We start from the raw sequence: 26,731 nt of genomic DNA, 5'->3' as shown, positions 1-26,731 counted from the left end.
TTTGGTTCTATAATTTATTATTTTTATCATGTTTTATTGGTTAACTCAAGGATTAAATTTATTTTTTATTTTAAAACGAATATAGAATGTTGCTAATTTTAATCCTGTGATAGGATTGCATCTAACAGAGAAGCTATAATAAATTAAGAAAAAAATTGTAAAGAATAAGTAAATAGATGTCATTAATGGAATTCCATATGCCATATCACTGAAAAACATACCTGTTATCATAAATAAGCAAATTGGAGTCAAATATATCAATGGTATAGCGACTTCTTCAGCTATAAGTAACAGATAATGACAAAAGCAATCTGTTTTGCTTTGGTATCTATCATAAATATCAGGCTCATCTTTATATAAGGTAATAAAGTTTCTCTTTATCTTAAGCAATTCTTTTAAGGTGAATCTACTATTTAATATTAATTTTCTTAAGTCAATTAAGTTCATTTGTTTAAACTCATTTTTTTAACTATATAAGTTGCTTGCCGTAAAATACTTATTCTTTATAACTGTTTAAATTTTTCTTTTATTTTGAGACGAATATAGAAAATGACTAATTTTACGCATGTTAAAAAATTATAACGATAGCGGTGATAAAAAGATTTATAGCATATGCATATAATTGTTGAAATGATATAAATGATCGATATTAATGATAAATGGGACATTGAATTTTCGTCATAGAGGAAAACTTCCATTATTATGTAACCTACATAAATGAGAGCAAAAAATAAAACGGGATCGCCTGCATCTTCAGCAAGCACTATTATAACGTTGTAAATGTTATCGCTTTTTGTATAATACTTTATCACATATTTTCTTTCATCATCATCAAGATTTTTAAAGGTCCTTTGCATCATAAGAAGCTCTTTAAATGTGAATCCACTACTGAGGGTTAATTTCCTTAATTTTTCCAAATCCATCTATTCAATCTCATAATATTTTGTTGATCTAATGACTTATCATAACATAATTACGGTTTTATTATACCTAATAAATGCATTATTTAGATCTGTTTTTCTAAAGTTTGTTGTATTTAGTAGTATGGTGCTGCTGCCGTAATAGAAATGAGAGAAAAAAGTGTTATTAGAATAGATAACGCGAAAAAACAGTATCTGATTTTTTCACTGTGCTGACAAATTTCAATATTTAACTGTTTTGGGAAAGTGTTAAGTTGAATTTTACAGATAAAACTACCTGTCATATATGTTACTAAATAACAGAAACAATGAGGAGAAGAATAATGTCATTGAAAAAAACTGTATCTATAGGTCCTCTTCAAACCGTTGAGATTTATAGTAATAAAAATATTGCAGTGCCCAATACAGTCCCAGCGGCAATTATAAAAAACAAGAGTATGGCGCCAATTAGGGCTATAAATTACTGGGCTCGTCTGATTGGAGATTATCATCAATATAGTCATGTTGATGTTTATCCTAGCGAAGTTAAAATATTCGGCGGACCTGGTGACCTTATTTACCGCTATAAAATTGTAGTCACCAATCTTAGCAATACTGAAATTGCAGAAATTGAATTTGTAATGGACCCTGCGTGGAAAAAAGCTGGAATTCCATCAAGAATGGTACATATGAATTCTAACGATGCATATGTAATTTATAATTCTGGTAATGCAGTATTACCCACTGATTTCAGTGACGCAATTATAAAAAACAATAGCATGGCAAATATTAGGGCTGTAAATTATTGGGCTGGTCCGTTTGGACATTATAATCAGTATAGCTATATTGATATTTACTCCGGTAAGACGGAAATACTTGCATCACCTCCTAATGTTGTTAATTACTATAAAATTGAATTCTACAACATTAGCAGTATTCTAAATGCAGAACTGGAAGTTATATCGCATTTATGGTTAGGCAATCAATAAAGCAGGAGGCAGGTTTTGGCCTGCCATCCTATTTTTATATTGATGATTTTCTTAATGAAGTAAAAGGGAGTTTCCACTTAAATGAAAGATTATTGTTTATACCCGTCATCTTTCAAGTTGCCTCTTTATTGGCTGCACTCGCTCACCCCGGTCATATAGTTATCTATGCTTCCGGGGATTTGCTCCCTTGCCGTCGCGAAGCATCTTGAAATCCATAGAGTATAGCCACCATGCTATCAACGACTAAGAGCAATGCCGGAAGCTTGTTGTTCCAGCATATTTTTAGCTAAATCGACAATAATCGCTGCGGCTTCGATTGGTGGCGTACCGCCACGATGAATATTAGAGATACAAGTGCGGTCAGCTTCAACAGTTTTTTCTACTGTCGGTTTATAAACTGCATAGCAGGAGAGACTTTCCGATTGCCCCAATCCGGGACGTTCGCCAATCAGTAAGACAACTACCTTAGCTTTTAGTAACTCGCCAATTTGATCTTCGATTTTGACACGGCCATAGCGCACAAAAAACGGTGTGCCGATGCACATTCCTGCTTGTTCCAACCCTTTTAACAGTGGCGGCACAAGATCTTCGTAGTTGGTGGTAATGGCATCAGTAGAAAGACCATCGGAGATCACAACTTGTACATCGGGGCCAGTTTTGCACTGTGTTAGCAAGGTTTCTACCGCATTCGCACTGAGTTTTCTTCCCAGGTCCGGGCGAGTCAGATAGAGATTTTTGTCGCTAACTTGAGATTGCACTTCCAGCAATCCGCATTTTTCTATCCATTCAACCGGGACTTCTTTTAACACCGTATCTTTAGAACGGGAGTGATCAGCCTGAAAACGCAGTAATGCCTGAGTACGGGGGCGTGGCCCGCTGCGGCCGGTACCGACTCTCGCCACCGTGCTACGGCGTAATTCCTGTAAGACTTCTATGCGGTTCGGGCTTTGGACACCGATCCACTGCTTGGCTTCTAAGGAGCCTAAATCCGGCGTACAGCTTTCAGTTTCGTCAATGATTTCAGGGGATGCATGGGGGTTCAGGTCAGATACCAGCTCGCTTACATTCTCTTCAATTGTTTTTTGGATCATGGTGATTTATCTCAGCAAAGAATCAGAAAAAGAACGATGCATCGCCCGCACGTGGTGTTAAGCGGCCATTTGCCATCAGTCCCATATGTTCCAGCCAGCGTTCGAACTCGGGCGACGGACGCAGGTTAAGCAAATGACGAATAGTGGCGGTGTCGTGGAAAGCGGATGTCTGGTAATTGAGCATAATGTCATCACCGAGCGGCATTCCCATGATGAAATTACACCCTGCGGTTGCCAGCAAGATCATCAGGTTTTCATTCTGGTTTTGATCGGAATCTGCGTGGTTGGTATAGCAACAGTCGCATCCCATTGAGACGCCACTGAGTTTTCCCATAAAGTGATCTTCTAATCCGGCGCGGATAATTTGGCGATCATTGTAGAGGTATTCCGGCCCGATGAAGCCGACAACGGTATTCACCAGAAATGGGTCATAGTGGCGTGCCAAACCGTAGTTTCGTGCTTCCATTGTCACTTGATCAGCGCCAAAGTGAGCGCCGGCGGAGAGAGCGGAGCCTTGTCCAGTTTCAAGATAGAGGCAGTTATCGCCGGCAAGACGGCAATATTCCGCGCCAACGGCACGCGCTTCATCTAACATAGACAATTCTACGCCAAACTCTTTTAGCCCTTTTTCACTGCCGCAGATACTTTGGAAAATTAAACCACCCGGCGCACCACGCTTAATAGCTTCTATCTGGGTCGTGACGTGGGCTAAAACGCAGCCTTGGGTTGGGATAGCGAATTTGTCGATCACCTCATAGATGGTATCCAGCACGCGAGTCAGGTTTTCCACATCGTCAGTTACCGGATTAACGCCGATGACTGCATCGCCAACGCCAAACGATAGTCCTTCGTAAATCTGAGCCAGAATGCTTTGTACATCATCGCGGGTATCGTTAGGTTGCAGCCGAGCGCTGAACGTTCCCGGTGTCCCGATGGTGGTATTGGCTTTTTTGACCACCGGCATTTTTTTCGCGCCATAGATCAGGTCCGCATTGGAACTGATTTTTGCCACGGCGGCAACGACTTCGGAACTGATCCCTTTACGCAGAAAGGCGATATCATCCACGCTGGTATCATCGCTTAGTATGTATTCACGCAGTTCGCCGATACTCCAGTTTTTTATGCGGGTGTAGGCAATTTCATTAATGTCATCCTGAATAATGCGAGTCACGCAATCCTCTTCATAAGGAATGATCGGATTCATGCGAATATCCGCAATCGTCATTCCCGAGAGGACATGTTTAGCCGCGACGCGTTGCTGAGAACTTTCGGCAGCCACCCCGGCTAGCATATCCCCGGAACGCAATTCGTTAGCCATTGCCAGCACCTGTTTGACATCTTTAAACTGATAGGTCTTACCAAAAAGCTGAGTTTTCAATTTCATGTTTACGCTCTCTCAGGAAGGAAAAGCCAGTGATTTGATAGTGACGGGAACCACAGTGCCATTAAATAGCGGCGTGCCAATGTCGATATAATCCCCGGTGCGGGTGATCACTTCATCGATAACCGCCAGCGGCCGTTCTCCCATCAGAGGATGTAACAGCATGCCCAATGCCTTACCAAAATCTTGACCGGCGACGATGAGCAGCGGGTGAGAAGAGGGATAGCGGGCGGCGAAATTCTGTAAAGCGGTAATGCATGTCTGTACGGCGGCATAATTCACCGGCAGGGCGTCGGGTAGGGCCAATGCATATAGATCCTGTTCGGCATTCAGATCCATTTGTGTGAGTGCATGTTGCCAGGCTTCTGCCAGCGATTCAGTGGCTTCTGTGTCAGGGTGGACGACGGGAATGTTGCGTAGTGGTAGTGATAGTGTATCGAGCCAAATGGTGCTACCGGATAATGATAATGTATGAGCGCCGGCGCCAATGACGGTAGCACGCACGGTTTGTTTTGGCACTTGCAGTGGTAGTTTGGTGAAATCATTATCACGATGGATAGCTTGTGCCAGTAATGGTCCTAAATCGTGAAAACGGAATAGATCATGATCCGATGCTTCACGATAGCACTCTCCTACCCCGCCGGAGAGGGTGACGGCATAGAGTTCATCACAGTTTGGCAGCGGTTCGGTCATCAGTAATTGTTGCGTCAGTGGTGTGAGTTGCCCGGTGACGACTTCCCATAGCAATTGCGACATTCGCGTAGCAATTTGCTGTAATTGCGTGGCTGTCAGATGTTGAATATCTGTGTTTTCGCCAAACAGTGAATCAACGATGAGCGCTCCGGGCGGATGTGCCCGTAAGACTTTCCCTTGAGAATCGGTTTCTAATAAGCGGCCGCCGACATTTAAGCAAGCGGAGGCGATAAGTCGCCCGGCATCAAATAGCGCATAGTTGGCGGTGCCGCCGCCGATGTCAATGTTGAGCACTCTGGCCATTTTCTGCTGTGACAGCGCTTGAGCGCCGGAACCTAAACCGGCAATCATTGATTCCAGATGTGGTCCCGCTGTTGCGACAACAAAATCCCCTAATTTTTGCGCCAGTGTCATAATCGCAGGGCGTGCATTGCATGTTTTCGCGGTTTCACCCGTAATGATCACCGCGCCGGAATCGATGCTGTCCGGATCGATGTTGGCTGCCTGATATTGTTCCAGGATCAAGTTGAACAGCTCGTCTTCACGCAATTGCCCGGCGAAGTCTACGGGGGTGAATAACACCGGGCTTTGCCAGATAATCTCGCGGCTAACAAACTCGTAGCGTGGCACTTGTGATACCGCGGCACGGTTCACCAGTGACAGACGCGAAAAGATCACTTGTGTGGTGGTAGTGCCGATGTCAATTCCGACACTGAATAATTCCTTGGATTCCATCGCTACGCCTCTTGTCTGTAATAAGGCGTATGTTGGCATTTTTTTTTATCAATCAGTATTAAATGTCATCAATTTGGTTGAAAAGTCAACGGTAGTCACAAAAATATTAGGGGTTATAATAAAAATGGCGTATACCCGTCATCTTTCAAGTTGCCTCTTTGTTGGCTGCACTCACTCACCCCGGTCACATAGTTATCTATGCTCCCGGGGATTCGCTCCCTTGCCGCCGCGATGCATCTTGAAATCCATAGGGTATAGATAAGATGCAGGGCGAAGTTGCTAAGGGAAACAAGCAGATAAAGCTGCAATGTGTCAGGACATATAGTTATCATCAATACATTAATAAAAATGAAGAATTATTGATCTTACACCAGATCGTGTTGCTGCCTATCGGTTATATATCTTCAAACAGACTTTCGTTAAGGGTGAGAAAAATGATGAATAGCGGAAAAGTTTGGTTGGTAGGCGCCGGTCCAGGCGATGCGGCGCTGATTACTGTCAGAGGATTACATTGTATCCGTCAGGCTGAGGCGCTGGTGTATGATCGATTAGTCAGTCCAGACCTGTTATCCGAAGCGCCTGATAACTGCAAAATGATTAATGTCGGCAAAACGCCGAACTATCACCCAGTGCCGCAACGGCAAATTAATCAGATCTTGGTAGAGTGTGCGCAACAAGGGTTAAATGTCGTCCGGCTGAAAGGGGGAGATCCCTATGTGTTTGGCCGTGGTGGCGAAGAAGCGGAAGCTTTGGCGCTGGCGAAAATCCCTTTTGAAGTGGTACCGGGCATCAGCTCATCAATTGGTGGTCTGGCTTGTGCCGGGATACCGGTCACTCATCGTGATTATGCATCAGGTTTTCATGTTATTACCGGCCATTTGCGTCAGGGAAATGAATCACAGGATTGGGCGATGCTGGCAAAACTGGAAGGCACGCTGGTGATCTTAATGGGCATGACCCAACTGGCGAGTATCTGTGAGCAATTGATCGCTGGCGGTAAAGCGCCGACAACGCCGGCGGCGGTTGTGATGTATGCCAGCCATCAGCAACAACAAGTCGCCAGTGCAACCCTGTTAACTCTGGCTCAACGGGTGGCGGCTCAGGGATTGACTGCGCCAGCGTTGATTGTGATTGGTGATGTGGTGCGTCTGCGGGAAACACTGGCTTTTAGCCGGGATCGTTTGTTGCTCTCTTCCGTTCCATCACTGATGGCACTCTGATTTTTTGTTTAACATTCGGGATCAATTTGATGAGCGAACATGGCGGTAATGTGCTGGAAATGGCGCTGAAAATGGGTGTTACAGTCGAAGAGATAATTGATTTCAGCGCTAATATTAACCCATTAGGGATGCCGGAATCCCTAAAAGCGGCCATTATCGACCAATTACAATGTGCAGAGTATTACCCTGATACAGAATATCGTCGATTGCATGCAGCGTTAGCGCAGATTCATCATTGTACTGCGGAAAACCTGATGGCGGGTAATGGCGCCACTGAATTGATTTATGCTGTGGTGAATTATCTTAAGCCGCGTCGTGCCATGCTCTTGATACCGGGATTTGCTGAATATCGGAAAGCCTTACAACGGGTTGATTGCCAGATTGATGAGTATGTGATGCGTGAAGCTGATGATTATCAGCCTGATCAACGTTTATTGGCGGCATTGGATCGATGCCGCCCTGATTGCCTGTTTCTTGCTACACCCAATAATCCGACGGGTTTAATGCCAGATGCTGCGTTATTGCAGGCGGTATTTGAACGTTGCCGTCAGCATAATATTGCACTGATTGTCGATGAAGCGTTTATCGATTTTCTCCCGGATACTACCGGATTTATTCCTCAGATAGCGCATTTTCCTCGTCTTTATATTCTGCGTTCACTCACGAAATTTTTTGCTATTCCGGGGTTGCGCCTTGGTTATCTGGTCAGTGGTGATGCAACGGGGATTCGGGCAATGAAGCGCTGGCGGGAACCGTGGACGATTAATGCTTTCGCGGCATTGGCTGGTGAAATTGTTCTTAATGATAAGGCTTACATTCAAGCAACACACCGCTGGTTAGCTGAACAACAACGTTGGCTTTATCAGGCGTTGACCGCATTACCGGCATTGCGTGTTTGGCCTCCCGCGGCAAATTATATCTTCCTGCGTTGTCTGCGCCCGGAAATTAATCTTCAACAAGCGTTGCTGAAACAGAGAATACTGATTCGCCATTGTGCTAACTATCCCGGCTTGGACGCGGATTATTATCGGGTCGCCATCAAGGGTGAGCATGATAATCGCCGTCTGGTATCGGCGTTACATCAGGTATTCAATTATGGCTAAAGCGCGTTGTCCCGCATCGTGCGGTGAACTTATCCAAGGATGGATACTTGGTGGTGAGAAATTGATCTCTTGTCCGGTGAATTGGTTCAGCGAGGTGTCTGTCACCGATGGCGTGCCGGGAAAAGATGAACGTCCTCGCATGCGTCAAATGATGAAAACTGTACTGGCGTACTTTGGTTTATCGGTGGAGATGGCGCGAGGTTTACGGCTCTCCTTTACTTCTACGATCCCGGTAGCGAAAGGGCTGGCAAGTAGTACCGCTGATATTGCCGCCACGGCGCTGGCGACGGCGCGTTATTTTGGGGAAACACTTGATGAAACGACCTTGGCTGGCTTTTGCGTACAGCTTGAGCCTACTGATAGCACGTTATTCAGCCAACTTACCTTGTTTGATCATCAAACGGCGGAGACTCAGATTGCTTGTGACTGGCAGCCATCTATCGATATTTTGTTATTGGAAAGCCGGGAAACTTTGATCACGGCTGATTATCACCGTTTAGATCGCCATCCGGTATTACTAGAGAATGCCGCAGTGCTAGAACATGCCTGGAGACTATTTTGTCAGGCTGTGACTACCCAGAATTGTTGGCGATTGGGAGAAGCCACAACACTCAGTGCACAGGCCAGTCAAAAATTGTTGGTAAAACCGGCGTTTGACAGTTTGTTAGAACTGGTAGAACGGAGTGGAATCTACGGGCTGAATGTTGCTCATAGTGGCAGTATTGTCGGGTTATTGTGCGACCGCCGCCATCATGATGTTGAGTATCTATGCTGGTGGTTGAAACACCGAGGCATAACGCGTTTTTATCCTCGTCAGCACTTGCTGACCATGATACCGGGTGGTGTGCGTTAACTGTAGGAGGAGACTTATGTTGGATTATTTGCCGATGTTTTGTCAGATCCGGGATAAAACCTGTCTGTTGGTTGGAGGAGGTCGGGTAGCGGAGCGTAAAGCACGTCTGTTATTAGATGCCGGTGCGCATCTATTAGTTAACGCACGGGAATTCACCCCTCAATTTAAGCTATGGGGGGAGGCTGACCAAGTGACACTTATTCATGGAGAATTTGAGCCTTACTGGCTTGAGCATTGTTGGCTGGTTATTGCCGCTACTAATGATGCGGTGGTGAATGGCTATGTGAGTGATTGTGCGACGGCGCACCGCATTTTTTGCAATGTGGTGGATGAGCCACAGCAAGCCAGTTTTATCACGCCGTCAGTGATTGATCGTTCACCACTGGTGATTGCTATCTCCTCCGGTGGCAATGCGCCGGTATTGGTCAGGTTATGGCGTGAAAAACTCGAACGGTTATTACCGATGCATCTTGGTCGTCTGGCCGCTTACGGTGGAACACTTCGTCAGCGGGTAAAACGACATTTTCATCATTTGGCGGCACGTCGCCGCTTTTGGGAGCGATTTTTCACTAATGAGCGATTAATGCAATCGTTGGTGAGTCGAGATCGTCAACAAGTCGATCGGGTAGTAGAAACATTATTCTCTGAGTCAACTCAAGTAAATACAGACAAAACGAACTGATTAAGATATTGGAGCCAGACAAATGAGTGAGGAGCGATATAAACAGAGAAAACAGCGGCAAAAAGAGAGATTTATGGCACAAGTTGCAGCCGCTCAGGAAAGCCGAGGAATTGTCATTATCTATACCGGTGACGGCAGAGGGAGAACCGCCGCAGCAATGGGAACGGTTACACGAGCGTTGGGTCATGGATTAAAGGCTGGCGTTATCCAATTTATTAGGGATGAATGGTCAGCCGGTGAGCGTGTTTTGTTGCAGCGGCATGGAGTAGAATTTCAATTAATATCAATGAACTTGACCGGAGAAATTCACAATCGTATTAAGAATATTGCCGCTTGTACCGAGGTTTGGCAGCATGCGTTGCGCATGTTGCGTGATCCTGAATTATCATTAGTAATGCTTAACGAATTGGCTTGCGTGATAAACAACAGTTATCTATTACTCAATGAAATTATCGAGGCATTAAACGGACGGCCAATTAATCAGACGGTGATAATTACCGGACAAGATTACCCTGTTGAATTAATTGAACTGGCAGATACGGTTAGTGAAATGCGTCCTGTAAAATATGTTTTCACTTAATTATGCGTTTTCCAGTTATCACATCAGATAAAGAGTGATTTACGTTTTTATCTTGTTTAACCAGTGTATTAATCTCTCTCATGGTGATATTTGATACTGTGCCAGATTTATGAAAACGCTCTGCCATTTTCTGCATTTTGATGAGTCGATTATTATTCATTACATGTTGCCTCGATTAGTAGACCAGATGAATAAGTTGCCTTCAAGATTCTTATCATTGATGTTAAGAAAGTTTTTGGCAACTTTCAATAGCTTATTGAGAATGTTTTTAGTTAGTGAGTTGTCGTCCATGAAAGCCGCGAAATCATCGGTGGTAAAAATTTTCATTAAGAGTATTTATTTCCCCCCTATGTTTACTTAGATTAAGTATATAAAAGCCAATTAATATTGAGGTGATTAATTCACTGGTTGTGATGAACCTTATTGAATATATATTCAATAAAGCTTGATAATACATTAAATCAAATTCCATGTAATATATTCCACAATCCAATAATTTTAATTTATTTACAAGCTGGGATTTATATCTAATATTGTCGGCGGAATAAATATAACGTAAGTTTAAGTTTTGATATGTGGAGCGAGTTCACGTAATCGATATCATATTCTGTTGAATATTTTATTAAGTTTCAAACAACACATGGTTATTTAATTTATAAATTAAGAGGTTTAATATGTCTATTGAAAATACCAACGCAGCTGAACACACAACTGGTAAGGATACAGTTGTACTTGGACGTGCGGAAGCGCCGGCAGTGCATTCTATCGCGATTGGCGCTTCCCCCAGAAGCTCTAAAACGATCAGTGAAGCGGCTATTGCTATTGGACAAAATCAAATTGCGGGTAAACAAGGTGATGCGAAAGTAGTTTGGCCCATTGCGATTGGTGCTGATTCTGTATCCAACGGTTTGGCTTCTATCGCTTTGGGACAAAAAGTGACGGCTAGCGCGTCTCAGGCGGTGGCGATTGGTCAACACTCCTCCGCGACAGAAAAGGGGAGCATTGCGTTAGGTTCAGATTCTATTGCTAATAAACCGAATGTTGTTTCTGTAGGGAAAACCGGCCATGAACGTAAGATTATACATGTTGCGGCTGGGGAGATTTCAAATCACAGTACTGAGGCGGTTAATGGTCAGCAGTTACATGCTGAATCGGCAAGGATTGATATATTATTGGATGCAAAGAATAAGGAATTGGAAGAGAAGCTTCAATCTCTGGAAAGTGATATAGCTAATCTTACTTTGCTGCTTCAAAATAGTGTGGATGATGTTGCATCATTGAAGAAACGACTTCTCGATGCATTGAATTATTAATATCTGCTGGTTGTTATTTCATATATTCTTATCCTTGAATACCAGGATAAGAATATATTCCAGATAATATGAGTAGAATATTAAATTCAAGTTAATATTTAAGTAAATAACGAAAACTAAATGATTGAATCTCTGCTAATCAATTTTTCTAAATATTTATTTAGATGGTTGATTAGTAGTTTGTTCCATTCCAGCGTTAAATTTTTGTCACCTTTAATTATGAAAGGAATATAAGATATGTCAACATCATATAGTGTTTCTCAGAATGAACTCAAACAAGTATATGAGCTTTTGCCTGCTCCGTGGATAGCTGAGGCTAATAATAAGTGGCAATTAGATATAAGCCAGGTGATTGATATCAATGGAGCGACGATCTATGTTAATCCGTACTCAAATATGATGACAGGGGATAAGATTACTTTATCTTGGCAAGGAGAGTTTGGTAGCCCCTATATATTACAGAATACGGTGACACGCGAAAAAAGAGGGAAGATTCTAACTTTCATCGTGCCTTTTCCTGTATTAGAACAATATCCAGGGAGTTATGTCCGGTTGAACTACAATATTACTCGGGCAACGGGAGAATTGGCACGATCCCAGCCAGTGGATTATTACATAATTGGGGAAAGGGTTAAATTGCTGGTAATAGGAGCCCGTTATTCGCGACAGGGGTTTTATAACTTTGGGGCTACTCCTCCTTGCTATATTAGTGCGCTGAATGCCAACACTTTGCGACCTGTACTGGCTGAATGGCAATATGCAGGGGAACAGAAGTGGGTTGCTGGCAGCAATTTTCAAGATGTTTTGCCGTATCGTCCTTTGCGTGTGCGTTTGGCTAACCAATTAGTGACTTTGAACCCGTGTAATATTGCAGGTAATGGCTGGCATGCGATTGGAAATGGGTTGGGTAGAGATTATACCGCTGCGTTTGTTGCCCGGCGAGATAGCGGTTATATGGTTGCCTGGGGAGATGCTGGTTTTGGCGGCAACATCCCGGTTCCTTTAACAACTTTAAATAATATTGTCCAGATAGTGAGTACAGTAAATGCCTTTGCGGCACGGCTAAGTAGTGGTCATGTCGTTGCCTGGGGAAGTGCCGAATATGGCGGGGTTGTTCCAACGGAAATTGCTGGGTTAAGTGATATTGTTGATATTGTGGGATCACTAGGAGCATTTGCGGCTCGTCGGGCTACGGGGCAAGTTGTTGCTTGGGGAAATCGCGGTCATGGTGGATTAGTGTCACCGGCAATTGCGGCAATGACAGATATTGTGGATGTGTGGGGAGCAGCTAGCGCTTTTGTGGCCCAGAGAGCTACGGGCCACTTAGTTGCTTGGGGAAGCAGTGATAAGGGAGGAGCATTGCCGCCGGAAGTTGCCGCAATGACAGATATTGTGGAAGTCGTAAAGGCTGCTTGGGCTTTTGCTGTGAGGCGGGCTAATAACTCTGTTGTTGCATGGGGATATGGTAGTGATTTTGGTAGTGTCGTTCCAGGTGAAATCAGTGCATTGAGGGATATTATTAAGTTAAGTAGTTCAAACAATGCCTTTGCGGCGCTACGGGCGAATGGTTCAGTGGTGGCTTGGGGAAGAGACAGTTTTGGCGGAGTGGTGCCAAAAAATATAGCGGGATTAAATGACATTGTTGAAGTGACCGCAACAGTGCATGCATTTACAGCCCGTCGAGCGAATGGCTCTGTGGTAGCGTGGGGGGATGTTGATAGGGGAGGAAAAGTTCCAGAATCTATCTCAAATCTGCAAGATATTATTCAAGTCACAAGCTCGAAAGCTGCATTTGCTGCGTTGCGCCGTGATGGAACGGTAGTCACTTGGGGCGATAGCGAATGGGGGGGAGATAGTCGTGCGGTGGCAGAGCAGTTGAAAAATGTTCGTGCTATCTACGGGAGTAGTACAGCGTTTACCGCGTTAACTGCGGATGGTCGCGTAGTGACGTGGGGTTTAGCTGGGGGAGGAGGAAATAGTAGCTCAGTTCAGGCATTGCTCAAAGGGCAGGTATCCTATGAAATCGCAACACAATAAATTAGAGTTATTTAAATAAGATTCTAAAATAGTGCTACACCTTATACTACTAATAATTCCATATATAACAATGGGTTGAAGAAGGCCATGTGTAGCAGAATTATGAAACGCTATTTAATTGTCACCCTTAAACCGCTTCTTGGGGAGATAATACTGTTCGGTTAAGATTTCTTACAACGGGCCGGATATTTTTCTGGTGTATAAAGCACTGAACACTCGTAACTTCGGTGCTTTTTCTCTTTTGGTAGGATACGTATCTTTATATTCTCTCTCATTTTTTTCAATTTGGATGGCAATGTCCCTGTTCCCCATAACTCCTGTCTGATACCCGATGGGAAATGATTTCTCAATGTATTGAATTATTAATATGCGTTGGTTGTTGTTTCATATATTCCTGGCTATTAGGCTGAGAATATATAATAAATGATTTAGTGGTGGGACTATTATTTGATAATTATTTATGGGGTGTATTGCAGTGAATAACAGAATAATTCCCTTGCTCGATTTCACATATTAACTGCATTTTCTTGGGTAAATTATATAAATGGGTTTGTTGAGTGAAATGAAAGTATATACAAATAACATAGTATCAGCCTGTATTTAATTGATTCAATAAATCATTATATTTAGTGAAGCTTTATGATACATTAAATAAACCCATGAAATATATTTCATAACCGAATGGTTTTAATTTATTTACAAATTGAATTTTTCGTATAATATTTTGTTTTAACAATGGTGGTGTTAATTTAGGTCCGAGTGAAAGGTGGGGAGGGGTATAATAATGTTTTTAAATTACGTTAAGTTTGTTTAATATTTAACGGTGACAAGTTTGAAAAGAAATTATTATGTATTATTTGGTTGTTTCTGATGAAAAATACTAAGTTATATTGCTTGGTTTATTAATCTAGTAATAATTTAATTTCTGAATTAGGGGGTATATATGTCTACAGAAGATATGAATATAGCTGATCAAAAAGTTGGTAAAGATTCCGTTGTTGTTGGGAATGCAGAAGCACCAGCAATATATGCTATAGCAATTGGTGCTTCACCACTAATTTCTAAATCAATTAGTGAGGGCGCTATTGCTATTGGGCAAAATCAACAGGCGGGTAGAGAAGAGAATCAAAATCAGGATTATAAAGTCATATGGCCAATTGCGATTGGCGCTGATTCTGTATCCAGTGGGACAGCTTCTATTGCTCTAGGGCAAAAGGTTGTCGCTAGTGGGGTTCAGGCAGTAGCTATTAGCCAAAATTCCACTTCAACAGGAAGTTCGAGTGTTGCAGTGGGATCAGACTCTATATCCAGCGGTTCGTCTGCTGTTGCTCTGGGGAAAAAAGCGATTGCCAGGGGGAATCAGGCAGTAGCAATTAGTCAAAATTCCTCTGCAACAGGAAGTTCGAGCGTTGCATTAGGAGAAGGCTCTGTATCCAGCGGTTCGTCTTCCATTGCTCTGGGACAAAAAGTTTCTGTCAGTGGGTCTCAAGCAATTGTGATTGGTCAAAACTCCTCTGTAACAGGGAGTAGGAGTATTGTATTAGGATCAGACACTCAATCCAACTCTTCGTCTTCTATTGCCGTGGGACAAAAGGTTAGTATTAGCGCGTCTCAGGGAATTGCAATTGGTCAAAACGCCTCTGTAACAGCAAGTGGGGGCATTGCATTGGGCGCAAATTCTGTTGCCAGCAAATCGAATGTTGTTTCTGTAGGAAGGCCGGGTAATCAACGTAAGATTGTGAATGTTGCAGCCGGGGATATTTCCAGAAACAGTACGGAGGCGGTGAATGGTCAGCAATTATATGCTGAATTGACAAAAATGAGTGCGTTGGATATGAAAAATAAGCAACTGGAAATGGATATTAAAAAGCTGGAGAGTACTATAAATAAGCTTACCCGTTCTATTACTAATCTTACTCTGCTGTGCCAGAAAAATGCCGATGAAGTTGCTTTGTTGAAGAAATGAATTCTTAACACATTGGATTATTAATAACAAATGGATTCGACTAAATTAATAAGTGCATTTTCAGGAGGGGAGGTTAGTTGCTATTACCTTAACCTTGGTATCTTTCCTTTTCCAAAGGAAAATGCACTAAAGTTCATCAACCATTAGCAGAAAGTTGAAATGAAATCAGGAAATAAAAGAATGGACTAGCCGGTTAATTTGACAGGGGTTAAGTCCTGACTATAAAAGCCAGCTCGGAAACTGGCTGTTCACGTATCGGTTAAAAAGTAGACTTAAAGAAAGCGAGGTGTTGACAGGTAGACAACAACGCTATGAACACTTGATATGAAAGATGTAACAGATTTCATGATGAACTCTCTTTATTGGTAAAGTGTGATTTGTTTCACGAAAATCTAAATTGTGGCTGTGATTTTAATCAGAAAAACTTCAGAGTCAAGCAGTTTTAAAAATTATTTTAAAGATTAAAATAATTTTGTATCGATGTTTTAGGCGATAAAGTGAACGAATCTTGTGGGGAAAGGATACCAAGCGGTATGACTGACAGTTGTCTTAAAATTGTATATCAATTGGTATAACCGGTTAATTGCTACATGAGACGGCAATGGAACATGATGGATGACAGTTGTTATCGGTTTGGCGTAAATCTAACGAGACAAAACCGTACTGAAAGGATTTATTGGTTTTCCATTTATTTTCATTCACCTACGCTGTTCGCTATAAACCATCTTGGATTTCCTCCGAAGATTAACCTCAAACTAAATATCGATATTTTCTCCATATTTTTAGCAAAACATCTATGTTAGTCTCAATATTCAAGCTAAAAGTTAGGAGTTCTTAAGTGAAGAATATAGTGATTCGCCATGTTGAAGAAGGCGATTGTGAACAAGTTCGTCAGTTATACGCTAACCCACAAGTTTACTGTGGTACTTTACAATTACCTTATCCTTCTCTGGAGACATGGATAAAGCGTATTACAAATCTTTCGGCAGGATGTTTCTCTTTAGTGGCTTGTATTGATGGAGAAATTGTGGGTCAGGTTGGTATTGAAATATGCCAAAACTTGCGGCGTCGCCATGTTGCTACTTTTGGCATGGGAGTACATGCTGATTATCAGGGACAGGGTATTGGTAGTGAATTAATGGAGGCTATGCTCGACATGTGTGATAATTGGTTGAACATTGAACGCATAGAGTTGGAAGTATATACAGATAATGATGCTGCTATCGCATTATATAAAAAATTTGAATTTGAGATTGAAGGAACGGCTAAACGTTATGCTTTTCGTCATGGTCGATATGCTGACGCCTATTACATGAGTAGGATTTCAGATATTAGTGGGGAATTCAAATCTACATTCGAGAACTAGTTTACTTTAGGCGTAATTTGATGCGGTAAATATAGGGATAAAACTGGCCGTATTTATATATCAACCAATGACAAAAGTGACGCTTTAGTGATTTATAAAAATGAGTAGATATTTCATTGCCAGAAAAATTCTGGCTTTTTATTTAATGGAATTAAAGAATATGTATTTGTCAGATAAATCTCAATAAATATATAATTAAATTGAAAAGGGATAAAGGGGATTTTTATATATTAAATTGTTCACTAATATCAATTATATAAAAATAGTTAGCCCCTTTAGTTATAAGAATATTTCATTATACTTTTTCTAGACTATTATTGATGTGAATTGCGATAAATTACCCTTCAATAATTTAATATGTTAATTATAAAATAACGTTATTTAACTCAAGGAGAATATATGAATCCAAAGAATAATTTTAAGGCTTTTTCTATTGATAATAATGCTAATGTAGTGAGTCAAGAAAGATATGAAGAAAGTCAGCATTTAAAGACTGGGTTTCCACCAGATAACATTTCCACTCATTTACTAAATAAAGTGTTACGTCAATCATCAACCATATCATCTGTTGTGGCTAATTTTATTGCGACACAATCTGGCGATGATGTTATGGATAATGGTGATGTAGCCAAACTTGCTGATCAATTAAATAAGGCTTTAAAACAAAAGATCACAACAGAAATTCCCAGTGCTTCATTAACCCAATCAGGAGTTGTTCAGCTTACCGATGTCATTGGCAATAGTGATATATTGGCAGTGACACAAAAGCTCGCTCAGGAAATAGTAAATTCATTACGTGGAGACATTAATACCAGAGTACCTAATAGCCGAAAGGTGAATGGGAAAATGCTGTCGAATGATATTAGCCTAAGTGCGGGGGATGTAGGGAGTTATACCAAATCTGAATCTGATGTTCGATATGGTAATAAAAATACAGCCTTAAAATCTGCGAATGGCTGGTGGAAGTGTGGTGATACAGGAATAATCTATCAGTGGGGTATTTTACTAGGTAGTGATAATTATTTGGTTAACTTTCCTATTAGCTTTCCTAGTGCATGTACAACTGTGGTTGCAACAACTGATGGTGGAAGAAAACCTTCGCCTCCGATCTTCTATCGTTGTTTTGTTGAAGTTGGTGATATTACAGCAATATCTTTTACAGCAACAACTATTGGTGCATTAAACACTGATTTCCGGGCGCGAGCGGTCCATTGGATGGCTATTGGGTATTAACAAAGATACTTCACTCATTTTTGATGTTAATTGGCTTAAGCCACCAAAGTAGAAATAAAATCATATGGTTTTGGCATATTATTGAATAAAAGCGCAGTCTATTTAGCCTGCGCTTTTATTCAATAAAAAATCCGGTAGGAAAAAATTAGTTTATTACCATATTAAAAAAATCTCTACGATATAATAAGTTTATTTTTATTACCTTTGATAGATTAATTAAAATAAAAAAATATTTTAGATTATTATTTTTATTGTTGTTTGGTTAATTAATCAAAATGGCATTATCATAAAAAATTATAGGGGAAATAAAAAGCTGATAAGCGTATTTTCTTTGATGTTGAATCGTTTATTCCTGCCAGTCATACAAAAATAGTTAATATTATAATTGAGAATGAAACCCTATTATTGTTTTTTTGAACTAGACTTTGATTGATGTGAATTGCGACAAATAATTTTTACAATGATTCTATATATTAATTATAAAATAATATTGTCTAATTTAAGGAGGGTATATGAATCCCAAGAATGATTTTAAAGCTTTTTCTATTGGTAATAGTGCTAATCTAGTGAGTCAGGAAAGATATGAAGAAAGTCAGAATTTACAGACTGGATTTTTACCAGATAACATCTCAACTCATTTACTAAATAAGGTATTACGTCAATCGTCAACCATAGCATCTGTTATAGCGAATTTTGTCTCAATACAATCTAACGTGGATATTCTGGATGACGGTGATATAGCTAAACTTACCGCACAATTAAATAGAGCTTTAGAACAAAAAATCACAATAGTAATTCCTCGTGCTTCATTAACGCAAAAAGGTATTGTTCAACTTACCAATGTAGTTGGCGATAGTGATACATTAGTAGTGACACAAAAGCTGGTTCAGGAAATAGTCAACTCATTACTTGAAAAGATTAATAATAGAGTACCTAATAGCCTGAAAATCAATGGAAAGACGTTATCCGGAGATATTGATATTTCAGTAATTGATGTTGGCGCTAAAAGGCCGGGTGATATCTATTTGTCTGCACATCCTGATTTGGCTAAAGGAGAATATATTGCGAATGGAGATGTTTATACGGTTGACTCAGCTGTTGGAAGGGCATTGAATAAATTATCAGCCTCATATAAGGCTCATTGGGGAATCGGGCCGAATAAAGATAAAATCAATCTGCCGGATCTGTTTTTTTATGGGCGGGGGGTATTTATGCGCGCCGGCATGAGACCTGGTGTGATACAGGAAGATGCGATTAGAAATATTACAGGTAGATTGGGATGGTGGAATCAAGGACTCTTTTCTAATGTCGGCGGAGCATTTGGAGGTGTTGGTAATGACCTTAGAACAAGCGCCCAGGTAGGAAGATTTGATGGATATTTAAATTATTCATATGCAACTTTTGATGCATCACAAGTGGTACCAACGGCAGATGAAAACCGTCCACTAAACGTCAGTATGATACCTATAATTTATTTGGGAGTATAAGGAATGATAAATTATTATTTTGATAATACTAAACTGCATCGGCCATTTATTGGATCAATTGATGCTAATCCGGGTAGTGAACCTCCAGTGAATGCTTTGCGAATACAACCATTATTTAAAGATGGATTTTGGCCGTGTGAAAAGTCAGGACAATGGGTGCTCGTTGAAAATAAAAAAGGAATCACGATTTATGATATTGAATCAGGGCAATCACAGGAAAATAGAGAAATCATTATTCCTGATGGTTTTACAGAACAACCAAGGCCGTCGCAATATCATAAGTGGAATGGAGAATGGTCAATTTCGAAAGATGATGAAGAAGAATGGAAAAATGATATTCAGCAAGTCGTAATTAACGATGCTGAAAATAAGAAACAACAACTTTTACTCACTGTAAGTAAGAAAATAACACCACTGCAAGATGCTGTTGATTTAGATATTGCTACAGAAACTGAAAAAGATGCTTTATTAGCATGGAAGAAATACAGAGTAATGCTGAGCAGGATAGATACTTCATTGGCTTCCAATATAGAATGGCCGGAACAGCCAAAGTAACTAAAATGGCCTGAATGAACAGGCCATTTGTACAGTAGTTTTATTTGTATTGTAGTTATAATATTGAAAAATTCAGTCTGGGATATGAGATATAAAAATAAGTAATGACAAGGTGAAATGTTTTAGATGTTGAATATGAATGGCTTGAATATATTTCTAGTTGAAACTTGTTGGTTTTCTTCTTGTTGCCAATGATATAAAAATAATTATTCTTCTAAGTTAGAAGAACATTTTATTATTATTTTTATGAATTAAACTATGGCTGCCGTAAATTATGATGGCTTGCTTTAATAATAATTAAATATATAGATAATAATATTTAATCTAAGGGGTGTATATGAGTACCAAGAATGATTTTAAGGCTTTTTCTATTAGTAATGATGCTAATATAGTGAGTCAAGATAAATATGAGCAAGATCAGAGTTTGCAGACTGGATTTACGCCAGATAATATTACTAGTAATCTGCTAAACAAAGTATTACGTCAATCGTCAACAATAGCGTCTGTCGTGGCTAATTTTATTGCGACACAATCTGGCAGTGATATTCTGGATGATGGCGATGTAGCTAAACTTGCTGAGCAATTAAATAAGGCATTAAAACAAAAAATCACAACAGAAGTTCCCAATGCTTCATTAACACAAAAAGGTATTGTTCAGCTTACTAATGTATTGGGCGATAGTGACACATTAGCTGCTACACAAAAGCTTGCTCAGGAAATAGTAAATTCATTGCGTGAGAGTATTAATGCCAAGGTGCACAACACTCGAAAGATTAACGGGAAAGCATTGTCTGAGGATATCACTATTACTTCTCAGGATATTTTGGGTGGTCAGGCGATTAGTTTAGGTGATAAGGCAGATTTGAATAGCTACAAAACACCGGGAATTTATCATCAAGAGTATGATGCTCATGCTAAAAATGGCCTTAATTATCCTGAGTTTCTCGCCGGTGCTCTTGTTGTATTGAAATCGGCAGGGACCGTTCAACGTTATTTTGTCTATAATAGTAGTCGAGTATATACACGTAGTCAGTTTCATGATAATCCGTGGACGCCTTGGACGAGAGAATATAATACGCTGAATAAACCTACTGCTGAGGATATTGGCGCATATACAAAAATAGAATCTGATTCTCGATATATTGCGGGAATTCGCAAGGTGAATGGAAAATCTTTAGCTACGGATGTCACTATTACTTCTCAGGATATTTTGAGTGGGCAGGCGATTAGTTTAGGTGATAATGTAAATTTGGATTACTGTAAAACACCGGGGATTTATTATCAGGATTATAATGCTCATGCTAAAAATGGCGTCAATTATCCTGAACCGCTTTCTGGTTCGCTTATTGTGTTGAAAGCGGCTGGAATCATTCAACGTTATTTTGTTTATAACAGCAGCCGGGTATATACACGTAGCCAATTCCATGATAATCCGTGGACTCCTTGGGCGCAGGAATATAATACATTGAATAAACCTGCGGACAGGGTGATTAGCGGGTATACAAAAGCAGAAGTAGATAATCTGGTTAATGCTAAAGGAAATAAAAATACAGCGTTGAAATCAGTGAATGGTTGGTGGAAATGTGGGGAAACCGGGGTGATTTATCAGTGGGGGATCGTGAACTGGGCAGCATATGATACACCGGTTAATTTTCCTATCCAGTTTCCTAATGCTTGTGTAAATGTTTCGTTGACATTGGGTGATAAATCTGATCTGAAATCATCATATAATGTTGTAGCAAGACAATTGTCTGTGACAGGATTTAGTTATTGGGCATATGAGACTGAAAACTCTGCGTTTTGGTTTGCAGTAGGATATTGATATATAATTTACAATATAAAAATAAGTGTTTTTATTTTTGCATTATTTCTAAAAACTTTAGCGGTTTAAATTAATTGGATATTAAAGTCTGAATTCTGTATTTAACGAAGTCAGGCTTTTTAATTTTTCTTTAATCCGATAGTTATTATCATCGCCAATATATTCTTTCCGTTCTGCTGTTAGATTCCCAATATATTAAAATCTCTCTAGGTAAAATAATGCTGACTTTAAGTGATCAGATATTTTAATCAGAATTTTAGATTTTAATCATAAAATTAGTTTGTTTTTGAAATAATTTAATATGTAAAATTTAGAGTTAAAATCAGATCTTTTTATATAATGTGCTGAAAAATTCAGTTTATAACTTAAAACAAGAAAGTTAGATAGAAAAATGTAGAATAAAGATTAGAATAAATTTGTGAAATTTAATTTTCGTTTTTTAAATTATATAAAAATAGTTAATATCCTGATTTATAAGAATGTTTTGTTATTGTTTTTATGAACTAGACTATTGCTGGCGTAAATTAAGAGAGGTTGTTTTTGCAATAATTAAAAGTGTTTATTGTAAATAATATTATTCAATTTGAGGATTGTATATGAGTGCCAAAAATGATTTTAAGGCTTTTTCTGTTAGTGATAATGCTAATGTAGTGAGTCAAGTAAAGTATGAAGAAAACCAGAGCTTGCAGACTGGATTTTCAGCAGATAATATTCCTGTTAATCTGTTAAATAAGGTATTACGCCAATCGTCAACAATATCATCTGTGATAGCTAATTTTATCGCGACACAATCCGGAAATGATATTTTGGATGATGGTAATATAGCTAAACTTACCGATCAGCTAAATAGGGCCTTAGAACAAAAAATTGCAACAGAAGTTCCAAATGCCTCATTAACACGAAAAGGTGTTGTTCAGCTTACCGATGTAGTGGGTAATAGTGATACATTGGCGGTTACGCAAAAGTTGGTTCAGGAAATAATAAATTCATTGCGTGAAAATATTAATACCAGAATACCAAACACCCGAAAAATTAACGGGAAAATATTAACTGAGGATATTAATATTACTTCTCAGGATATCCTTGCTGGGCAGGCACATAGTTTAGGCGACAATGCGAATTTAGATAATTACAAAACACCGGGGATTTATTATCAAGAGTATAATGCTCATGCCAAAAATGGTAATAATTACCCTGAGCAGTTCGCGGGTTCGCTGGTTGTATTGAAAGCGGCCGGGGTTATTCAACGTTATTTTGTCTATAACAGTAGTCGGGTATATACACGTAGTCAGTTTCATGAAAGCCCGTGGACGCCTTGGACGAGAGAATATAATACATTGAATAGACCTACTGCCGGAGAGGTTGGAGCATATGCAAAAGCAGAGTCTGACTCTAGATATATCACAGGACTACGAAAAATTAATGGAAAAGCTTTAGCTGCGGATATCAATATTACTTCTCAAGATATCTTCGCTGGGCAGTCGATTAATTTAGGTGATAACGCGGATTTAAATAGCTATAAAACACCAGGAATTTATTATCAAGAGTATAATGCTCATGCCAAAAATGGCGCGAACTACCCTGAGCCGTTCGCGGGGTCGCTTATTGTATTGAAAGCGGCTGGGGTTATTCAACGTTATTTTGTTTATAACAGTAGTCGGGTATATACGCGTAGCCAATTCCACGATAGTCCGTGGACGCCTTGGGCGCAAGAATATAACTCGTTGAATAAACCTTCTGACAAGGCTGTTGGGGAGAATACGGCAGTAGAATCTGATAATACTTATGTTGCTACTAAAGAAGAATTAATACAGCAAGCAGAACATGAGAAGTCTCAGTTATTGGTTAAAATTAATAATTTTGTCGCTCCACTACAAGACGCTGTTGATTTAGGCATTGCCACTGAAGCAGAAAAAGCAGTTCTACTGGAATGGAAGAAATATAGGGTAATGTTGAGCAAAGTTGATATTTCATTGGCCCCTGATGTTGAGTGGCCGGAACAGCCGAAATAATAAAAAATAGTCTGAATAAATAGATCATTCATATAATGATTTTTTTGATGTCGGGGATAAGATACTGAAAGATTCAATTTGGAACTTGAAATGGAAAATTTGCAATAGGAAATTGGAGTCTAATAGGCGTGAATTTAGGTAAATCGTCTACGTAATGAATTAATATACTAATTGTAAAATAATATAATGGGGAGATATGAGTATGAAAAATGATTTTAAAGCTTTTGCTATTGGTAATGGCGCTAATGTGGTTAGTCAACAACTCTATGAAACAGATCCGAATTTGCCGCGTGGGTTTCCAGACCGGCAGTATATTGATAATCACATGTTAAATAAGATATTTCGCCAAACATCAGCAATAACATCGGTTGTAGCTGATTTTATTGCGACACAATCTGGTGAGGATGTTTTAGATGATGGTAATGTAACTAAACTCACCGCACAGTTAAATAAAGCTTTAGAACAGAAAGCGATAACAGGAATTCCTAATGCTTCATTAACACAAAAAGGTATTGTGCAACTTACCGATGTGATTGGTGATAGTGATACATTGGCGGTGACGCAAAAGCTGGTTAAGGTAATAGTTAATTCATTACTTGAAAATATTAATGGCAGAGTACCTAATAATCGGAGAGTCAACGGGAAGGAGTTGACTGAGGATATTACACTTTCCGCGATTGATGTTGGCGCTAAACGACCGGGTGATATCTATTTATCTGCACATCCAGCATCAGATTTAGCTAAAGGAGAATATATTGCGAATGGTGCTGTTTACCCAATTGATTCTGCTATTGGTAGAGCATTAAATAATTTATCTGATGCATATAAGGCGGCATGGGGAATTAAATTGGATGGTGATAAAATCAATCTCCCTAATCTGTTTGTTGATGGACGAGGGGTATTTGTGCGTGCTGGGTTGACGCCTGGTGTGATACAAGGAGATGCAATTAGAAATATTACAGGTGATGTGGGATTGTGGAATGATGGGCTTATTGCTCGTGCCAGCGGAGTATTTTATGGTGTTAATGCGAGTTCTAAAAATAGCCTTGCGAGGAAGAACGCTCCTGATGAATATGCAAAATTCTCACATGCCACTTTTGATGCATCAAGGGTAGTACCAACGGCAGAAGAAAACCGCCCGATAAATATTAGTATGATACCGGTAATTTATTTAGGTGTATAAGGTATAGTTTGGTAATTATTTATTAGATTGTCTGATGCCGTAATCCTTTGATGAATATCCTAAGAATATAGCCAGAATTTAAATATGGATTTTGGCTATATATTAATAATATGGAAAGTTATAAAGAAAAATCTCTGTTAACGGGCCTGAATAAATAGGATTTTTATTCAGGACATTTTTTGTTGCTATAATTAAAATATTGTAAAATTATATTCTTGATTTAAAGATAAAATAATTTCAGGAAAAATAAAGATATGAAAAATAATAATTAAGAATGTTGAATATAATGATTTTAGGGATGTTTTTGATTGCAGTATATCGGATTATTTATTGTTGGCAATTATATAAAAATAGTTACTCCTTTTAGTTATAAAAATATTTCATTATTGTTTTTCTAAACTAGACTATTATCGATATGAATTGTGAGAAATCATCTTTAGTGATAGTTCAATATGTTTATTATGAAATAATGTCATTTAATTTAAGGAGATGTATATGAGTGCCAAAAATGAATTTAAATCTTTTGCTATCAGTAGTAATGCTAATGTACCTAGTCAACAAGACTATGAAACATACCCGAATTTGCTGGTTGGTTTTCCAGACAATCAGTATATTCCTAATCACATCTTAAATAAGATATTACGTCAAGCATCAACCATATCATCTGCTGTAGCTGACTTTATTGCGACAGAATCTGGCACTGATGTTTTGGATGATGGCAATGTAACTAAAATCACCGCACAGTTCAAAAGCGTATTAGACAAAAAAATTGCCAAGTGTTGTAATCTTAATGTGAATACGGCTAACAAAGTTGTCAACGGTTGGTGGAAATGTGGTGATACTGGAATAATTATCCAGTGGGGTCAGGCAAACGGCTGTGGGTCTATAAATGATTACAGATACTTCCCGATTCCATTCCCTAATGCTTGTTTCCAGATCGTTGCAACATATTCTGAGTTTGAAAATTTTGGCGCTGGAGTCGCTGCTTTACCTGTTTCTGCAAGTCAATTTATTGTGACATGCAGAAATTCTGCATACCAGTTAGCAAGTAATTTTGTGAGATATGTAGCGATAGGATATTAATTATGTATTTTTATAGTGCAAAGACAAATGCATTTTACCCTGTAGAATTAGAACAGAATTATATTGCTTCTGGTTCATTGCCCGATGATATTATTGAGGTTAGTATTGATATTTATCAAGAATACGCTGCAAATAATGCGCCAGAAGGAAAGTATCGTATAGCAGGTCAGAATGGTTTACCAGAATGGGCTGATATTCCTCCGCCAACAAAAGAAGAGTTGCAGCAGTATGTTGAAAGTAAAAAACAACAATTTATTATGGAGGCCAGCCAGCAGATGGCGCCATTACAAGATGCTGTCGACTTAGGGATTGCGACTAAAGAAGAGGAGGCGGCTCTATTGGGATGGAAGAAATATAGAGTAATGCTGAACAGGATTGATATTTCACAGGCTCCTGGTATTGAATGGCCGGAACAGCCAAAATAACGAAAGTAGCTTGAATAAACAGG

At 39.5% G+C, this 26,731-nt stretch carries 24 protein-coding genes and 1 pseudogene; 19 read left to right on the top strand and 6 right to left on the bottom strand.

Annotated elements, in window-relative coordinates; genetic code table 11:
- Nucleotides 1-45 precede the first annotated feature (45 nt).
- Together EAE92_RS11925 and EAE92_RS11920 are read right to left on the bottom strand one after the other, a co-directional pair.
- Nucleotides 46-447: a hypothetical protein gene (locus EAE92_RS11925; RefSeq protein WP_214068238.1), complete on the bottom strand. Its 402-nt coding sequence runs from the start codon at nt 445-447 to the stop codon at nt 46-48.
- Nucleotides 448-503: 56 nt separating this feature from the next.
- Nucleotides 504-923: a hypothetical protein gene (locus EAE92_RS11920; protein WP_214068237.1), complete on the bottom strand. Its 420-nt coding sequence runs from the start codon at nt 921-923 to the stop codon at nt 504-506.
- A gap of 320 nt (nt 924-1,243) precedes the next feature.
- On the opposite strand from EAE92_RS11920, the gene EAE92_RS11915 reads away from it, so the two are divergent.
- Entirely contained in the window at nt 1,244-1,888 is a 645-nt protein-coding gene (locus EAE92_RS11915; RefSeq protein WP_036777360.1) for a hypothetical protein, read from the top strand.
- Nucleotides 1,870-2,097: a hypothetical protein gene (locus EAE92_RS11910; protein WP_214068236.1), complete on the top strand. Its 228-nt coding sequence runs from the start codon at nt 1,870-1,872 to the stop codon at nt 2,095-2,097. The genes EAE92_RS11915 and EAE92_RS11910 overlap by 19 nt, the downstream gene beginning before the upstream one ends.
- Nucleotides 2,098-2,124: 27 nt before the next feature.
- Here EAE92_RS11910 and eutC read toward each other — a convergent pair whose 3' ends face one another.
- The 3 genes from eutC to eutA are packed head-to-tail and all read right to left on the bottom strand — an operon-like array spanning nt 2,125 to nt 5,788.
- Complete coding sequence (gene eutC / locus EAE92_RS11905) at nt 2,125-2,979, bottom strand: ethanolamine ammonia-lyase subunit EutC (protein ID WP_214068235.1); 855 nt, start codon at nt 2,977-2,979, stop codon at nt 2,125-2,127.
- Nucleotides 2,980-3,001: 22 nt separating this feature from the next.
- Complete coding sequence (locus EAE92_RS11900; protein WP_036814474.1) at nt 3,002-4,363, bottom strand: ethanolamine ammonia-lyase subunit EutB; 1,362 nt, start codon at nt 4,361-4,363, stop codon at nt 3,002-3,004.
- A gap of 12 nt (nt 4,364-4,375) precedes the next feature.
- Nucleotides 4,376-5,788 carry an ethanolamine ammonia-lyase reactivating factor EutA gene (gene eutA / locus EAE92_RS11895; RefSeq protein WP_214068260.1) on the bottom strand — a complete coding sequence of 471 codons (1,413 nt, stop codon included), beginning with the start codon at nt 5,786-5,788 and terminating at the stop codon, nt 4,376-4,378.
- A 437-nt stretch (nt 5,789-6,225) separates the two neighbouring features.
- On the opposite strand from eutA, the gene cobA reads away from it, so the two are divergent.
- The 5 genes and pseudogenes from cobA (at nt 6,226) to cobO (ending at nt 10,226) form a co-directional block, all read left to right on the top strand.
- Complete coding sequence (cobA, locus tag EAE92_RS11890) at nt 6,226-7,008, top strand: uroporphyrinogen-III C-methyltransferase (protein ID WP_214068259.1); 783 nt, start codon at nt 6,226-6,228, stop codon at nt 7,006-7,008.
- A 29-nt stretch (nt 7,009-7,037) separates the two neighbouring features.
- Nucleotides 7,038-8,111, top strand: coding sequence for a threonine-phosphate decarboxylase CobD (cobD, locus tag EAE92_RS11885; protein ID WP_214068234.1), 1,074 nt, complete (start codon nt 7,038-7,040; stop codon nt 8,109-8,111).
- On the top strand, nt 8,104-8,964 hold the full coding sequence (locus EAE92_RS11880) for a GHMP family kinase ATP-binding protein (protein WP_214068233.1): 861 nt from the start codon (nt 8,104-8,106) through the stop codon (nt 8,962-8,964). The genes cobD and EAE92_RS11880 overlap by 8 nt, the downstream gene beginning before the upstream one ends.
- Nucleotides 8,965-8,983: 19 nt before the next feature.
- Nucleotides 8,984-9,613, top strand: a pseudogene (locus tag EAE92_RS11875) (NAD(P)-dependent oxidoreductase); the annotation flags it as partial.
- Nucleotides 9,614-9,668: 55 nt separating this feature from the next.
- Nucleotides 9,669-10,226 carry a cob(I)yrinic acid a,c-diamide adenosyltransferase gene (cobO, locus tag EAE92_RS11870; protein WP_214068231.1) on the top strand — a complete coding sequence of 186 codons (558 nt, stop codon included), beginning with the start codon at nt 9,669-9,671 and terminating at the stop codon, nt 10,224-10,226.
- On the opposite strand, the gene EAE92_RS11865 is transcribed toward cobO, so the two are convergent.
- Complete coding sequence (locus EAE92_RS11865; protein WP_214068230.1) at nt 10,219-10,386, bottom strand: hypothetical protein; 168 nt, start codon at nt 10,384-10,386, stop codon at nt 10,219-10,221. The two genes, cobO and EAE92_RS11865, sit on opposite strands and share 8 nt — an antisense overlap.
- Nucleotides 10,387-10,900: 514 nt before the next feature.
- On the opposite strand from EAE92_RS11865, the gene EAE92_RS11860 reads away from it, so the two are divergent.
- From EAE92_RS11860 to EAE92_RS11805, 12 genes are all read left to right on the top strand, one after another.
- Nucleotides 10,901-11,539 carry a hypothetical protein gene (locus tag EAE92_RS11860; RefSeq protein ID WP_214068229.1) on the top strand — a complete coding sequence of 213 codons (639 nt, stop codon included), beginning with the start codon at nt 10,901-10,903 and terminating at the stop codon, nt 11,537-11,539.
- 237 nt (nt 11,540-11,776) lie between these two features.
- Nucleotides 11,777-13,576 (top strand): RCC1 domain-containing protein, encoded by a 1,800-nt coding sequence (locus EAE92_RS11855; RefSeq protein WP_214068228.1) that lies wholly within the window; start codon nt 11,777-11,779, stop codon nt 13,574-13,576.
- Between the two features lie 943 nt (nt 13,577-14,519).
- Entirely contained in the window at nt 14,520-15,542 is a 1,023-nt protein-coding gene (locus EAE92_RS25005; protein ID WP_281422777.1) for a hypothetical protein, read from the top strand.
- An 838-nt stretch (nt 15,543-16,380) separates the two neighbouring features.
- Nucleotides 16,381-16,908, top strand: coding sequence for a GNAT family N-acetyltransferase (locus EAE92_RS11845; RefSeq protein ID WP_214068227.1), 528 nt, complete (start codon nt 16,381-16,383; stop codon nt 16,906-16,908).
- Nucleotides 16,909-17,307: 399 nt separating this feature from the next.
- Nucleotides 17,308-18,141: a gp53-like domain-containing protein gene (locus EAE92_RS24575; protein WP_246545149.1), complete on the top strand. Its 834-nt coding sequence runs from the start codon at nt 17,308-17,310 to the stop codon at nt 18,139-18,141.
- 512 nt (nt 18,142-18,653) lie between these two features.
- The gene (locus tag EAE92_RS11835) at nt 18,654-19,628 is read left to right on the top strand and encodes a tail fiber protein (RefSeq protein WP_214068226.1); all 975 of its coding nucleotides are present in this window, start codon (nt 18,654-18,656) and stop codon (nt 19,626-19,628) included.
- A gap of 3 nt (nt 19,629-19,631) precedes the next feature.
- On the top strand, nt 19,632-20,183 hold the full coding sequence (locus EAE92_RS11830) for a tail fiber assembly protein (protein WP_214068225.1): 552 nt from the start codon (nt 19,632-19,634) through the stop codon (nt 20,181-20,183).
- 337 nt (nt 20,184-20,520) lie between these two features.
- Entirely contained in the window at nt 20,521-22,005 is a 1,485-nt protein-coding gene (locus EAE92_RS11825; RefSeq protein ID WP_214068224.1) for a gp53-like domain-containing protein, read from the top strand.
- Between the two features lie 596 nt (nt 22,006-22,601).
- On the top strand, nt 22,602-24,017 hold the full coding sequence (locus EAE92_RS11820; protein ID WP_214068223.1) for a tail fiber assembly protein: 1,416 nt from the start codon (nt 22,602-22,604) through the stop codon (nt 24,015-24,017).
- A 196-nt stretch (nt 24,018-24,213) separates the two neighbouring features.
- Entirely contained in the window at nt 24,214-25,200 is a 987-nt protein-coding gene (locus EAE92_RS11815) for a phage tail protein (RefSeq protein WP_214068222.1), read from the top strand.
- A gap of 495 nt (nt 25,201-25,695) precedes the next feature.
- Complete coding sequence (locus tag EAE92_RS11810; RefSeq protein ID WP_214068221.1) at nt 25,696-26,283, top strand: gp53-like domain-containing protein; 588 nt, start codon at nt 25,696-25,698, stop codon at nt 26,281-26,283.
- Nucleotides 26,284-26,285: 2 nt separating this feature from the next.
- On the top strand, nt 26,286-26,708 hold the full coding sequence (locus tag EAE92_RS11805; protein ID WP_214068220.1) for a tail fiber assembly protein: 423 nt from the start codon (nt 26,286-26,288) through the stop codon (nt 26,706-26,708).
- The last annotated feature ends 23 nt before the right edge of the window (nt 26,709-26,731 follow it).

This window comes from Photorhabdus hainanensis (assembly GCF_018448965.1).
Taxonomy (GTDB): domain Bacteria; phylum Pseudomonadota; class Gammaproteobacteria; order Enterobacterales; family Enterobacteriaceae; genus Photorhabdus; species Photorhabdus akhurstii.
Note: the sequence above shows the minus strand (reverse complement) of the source record. Positions and strands in the feature narration are given on the sequence as shown.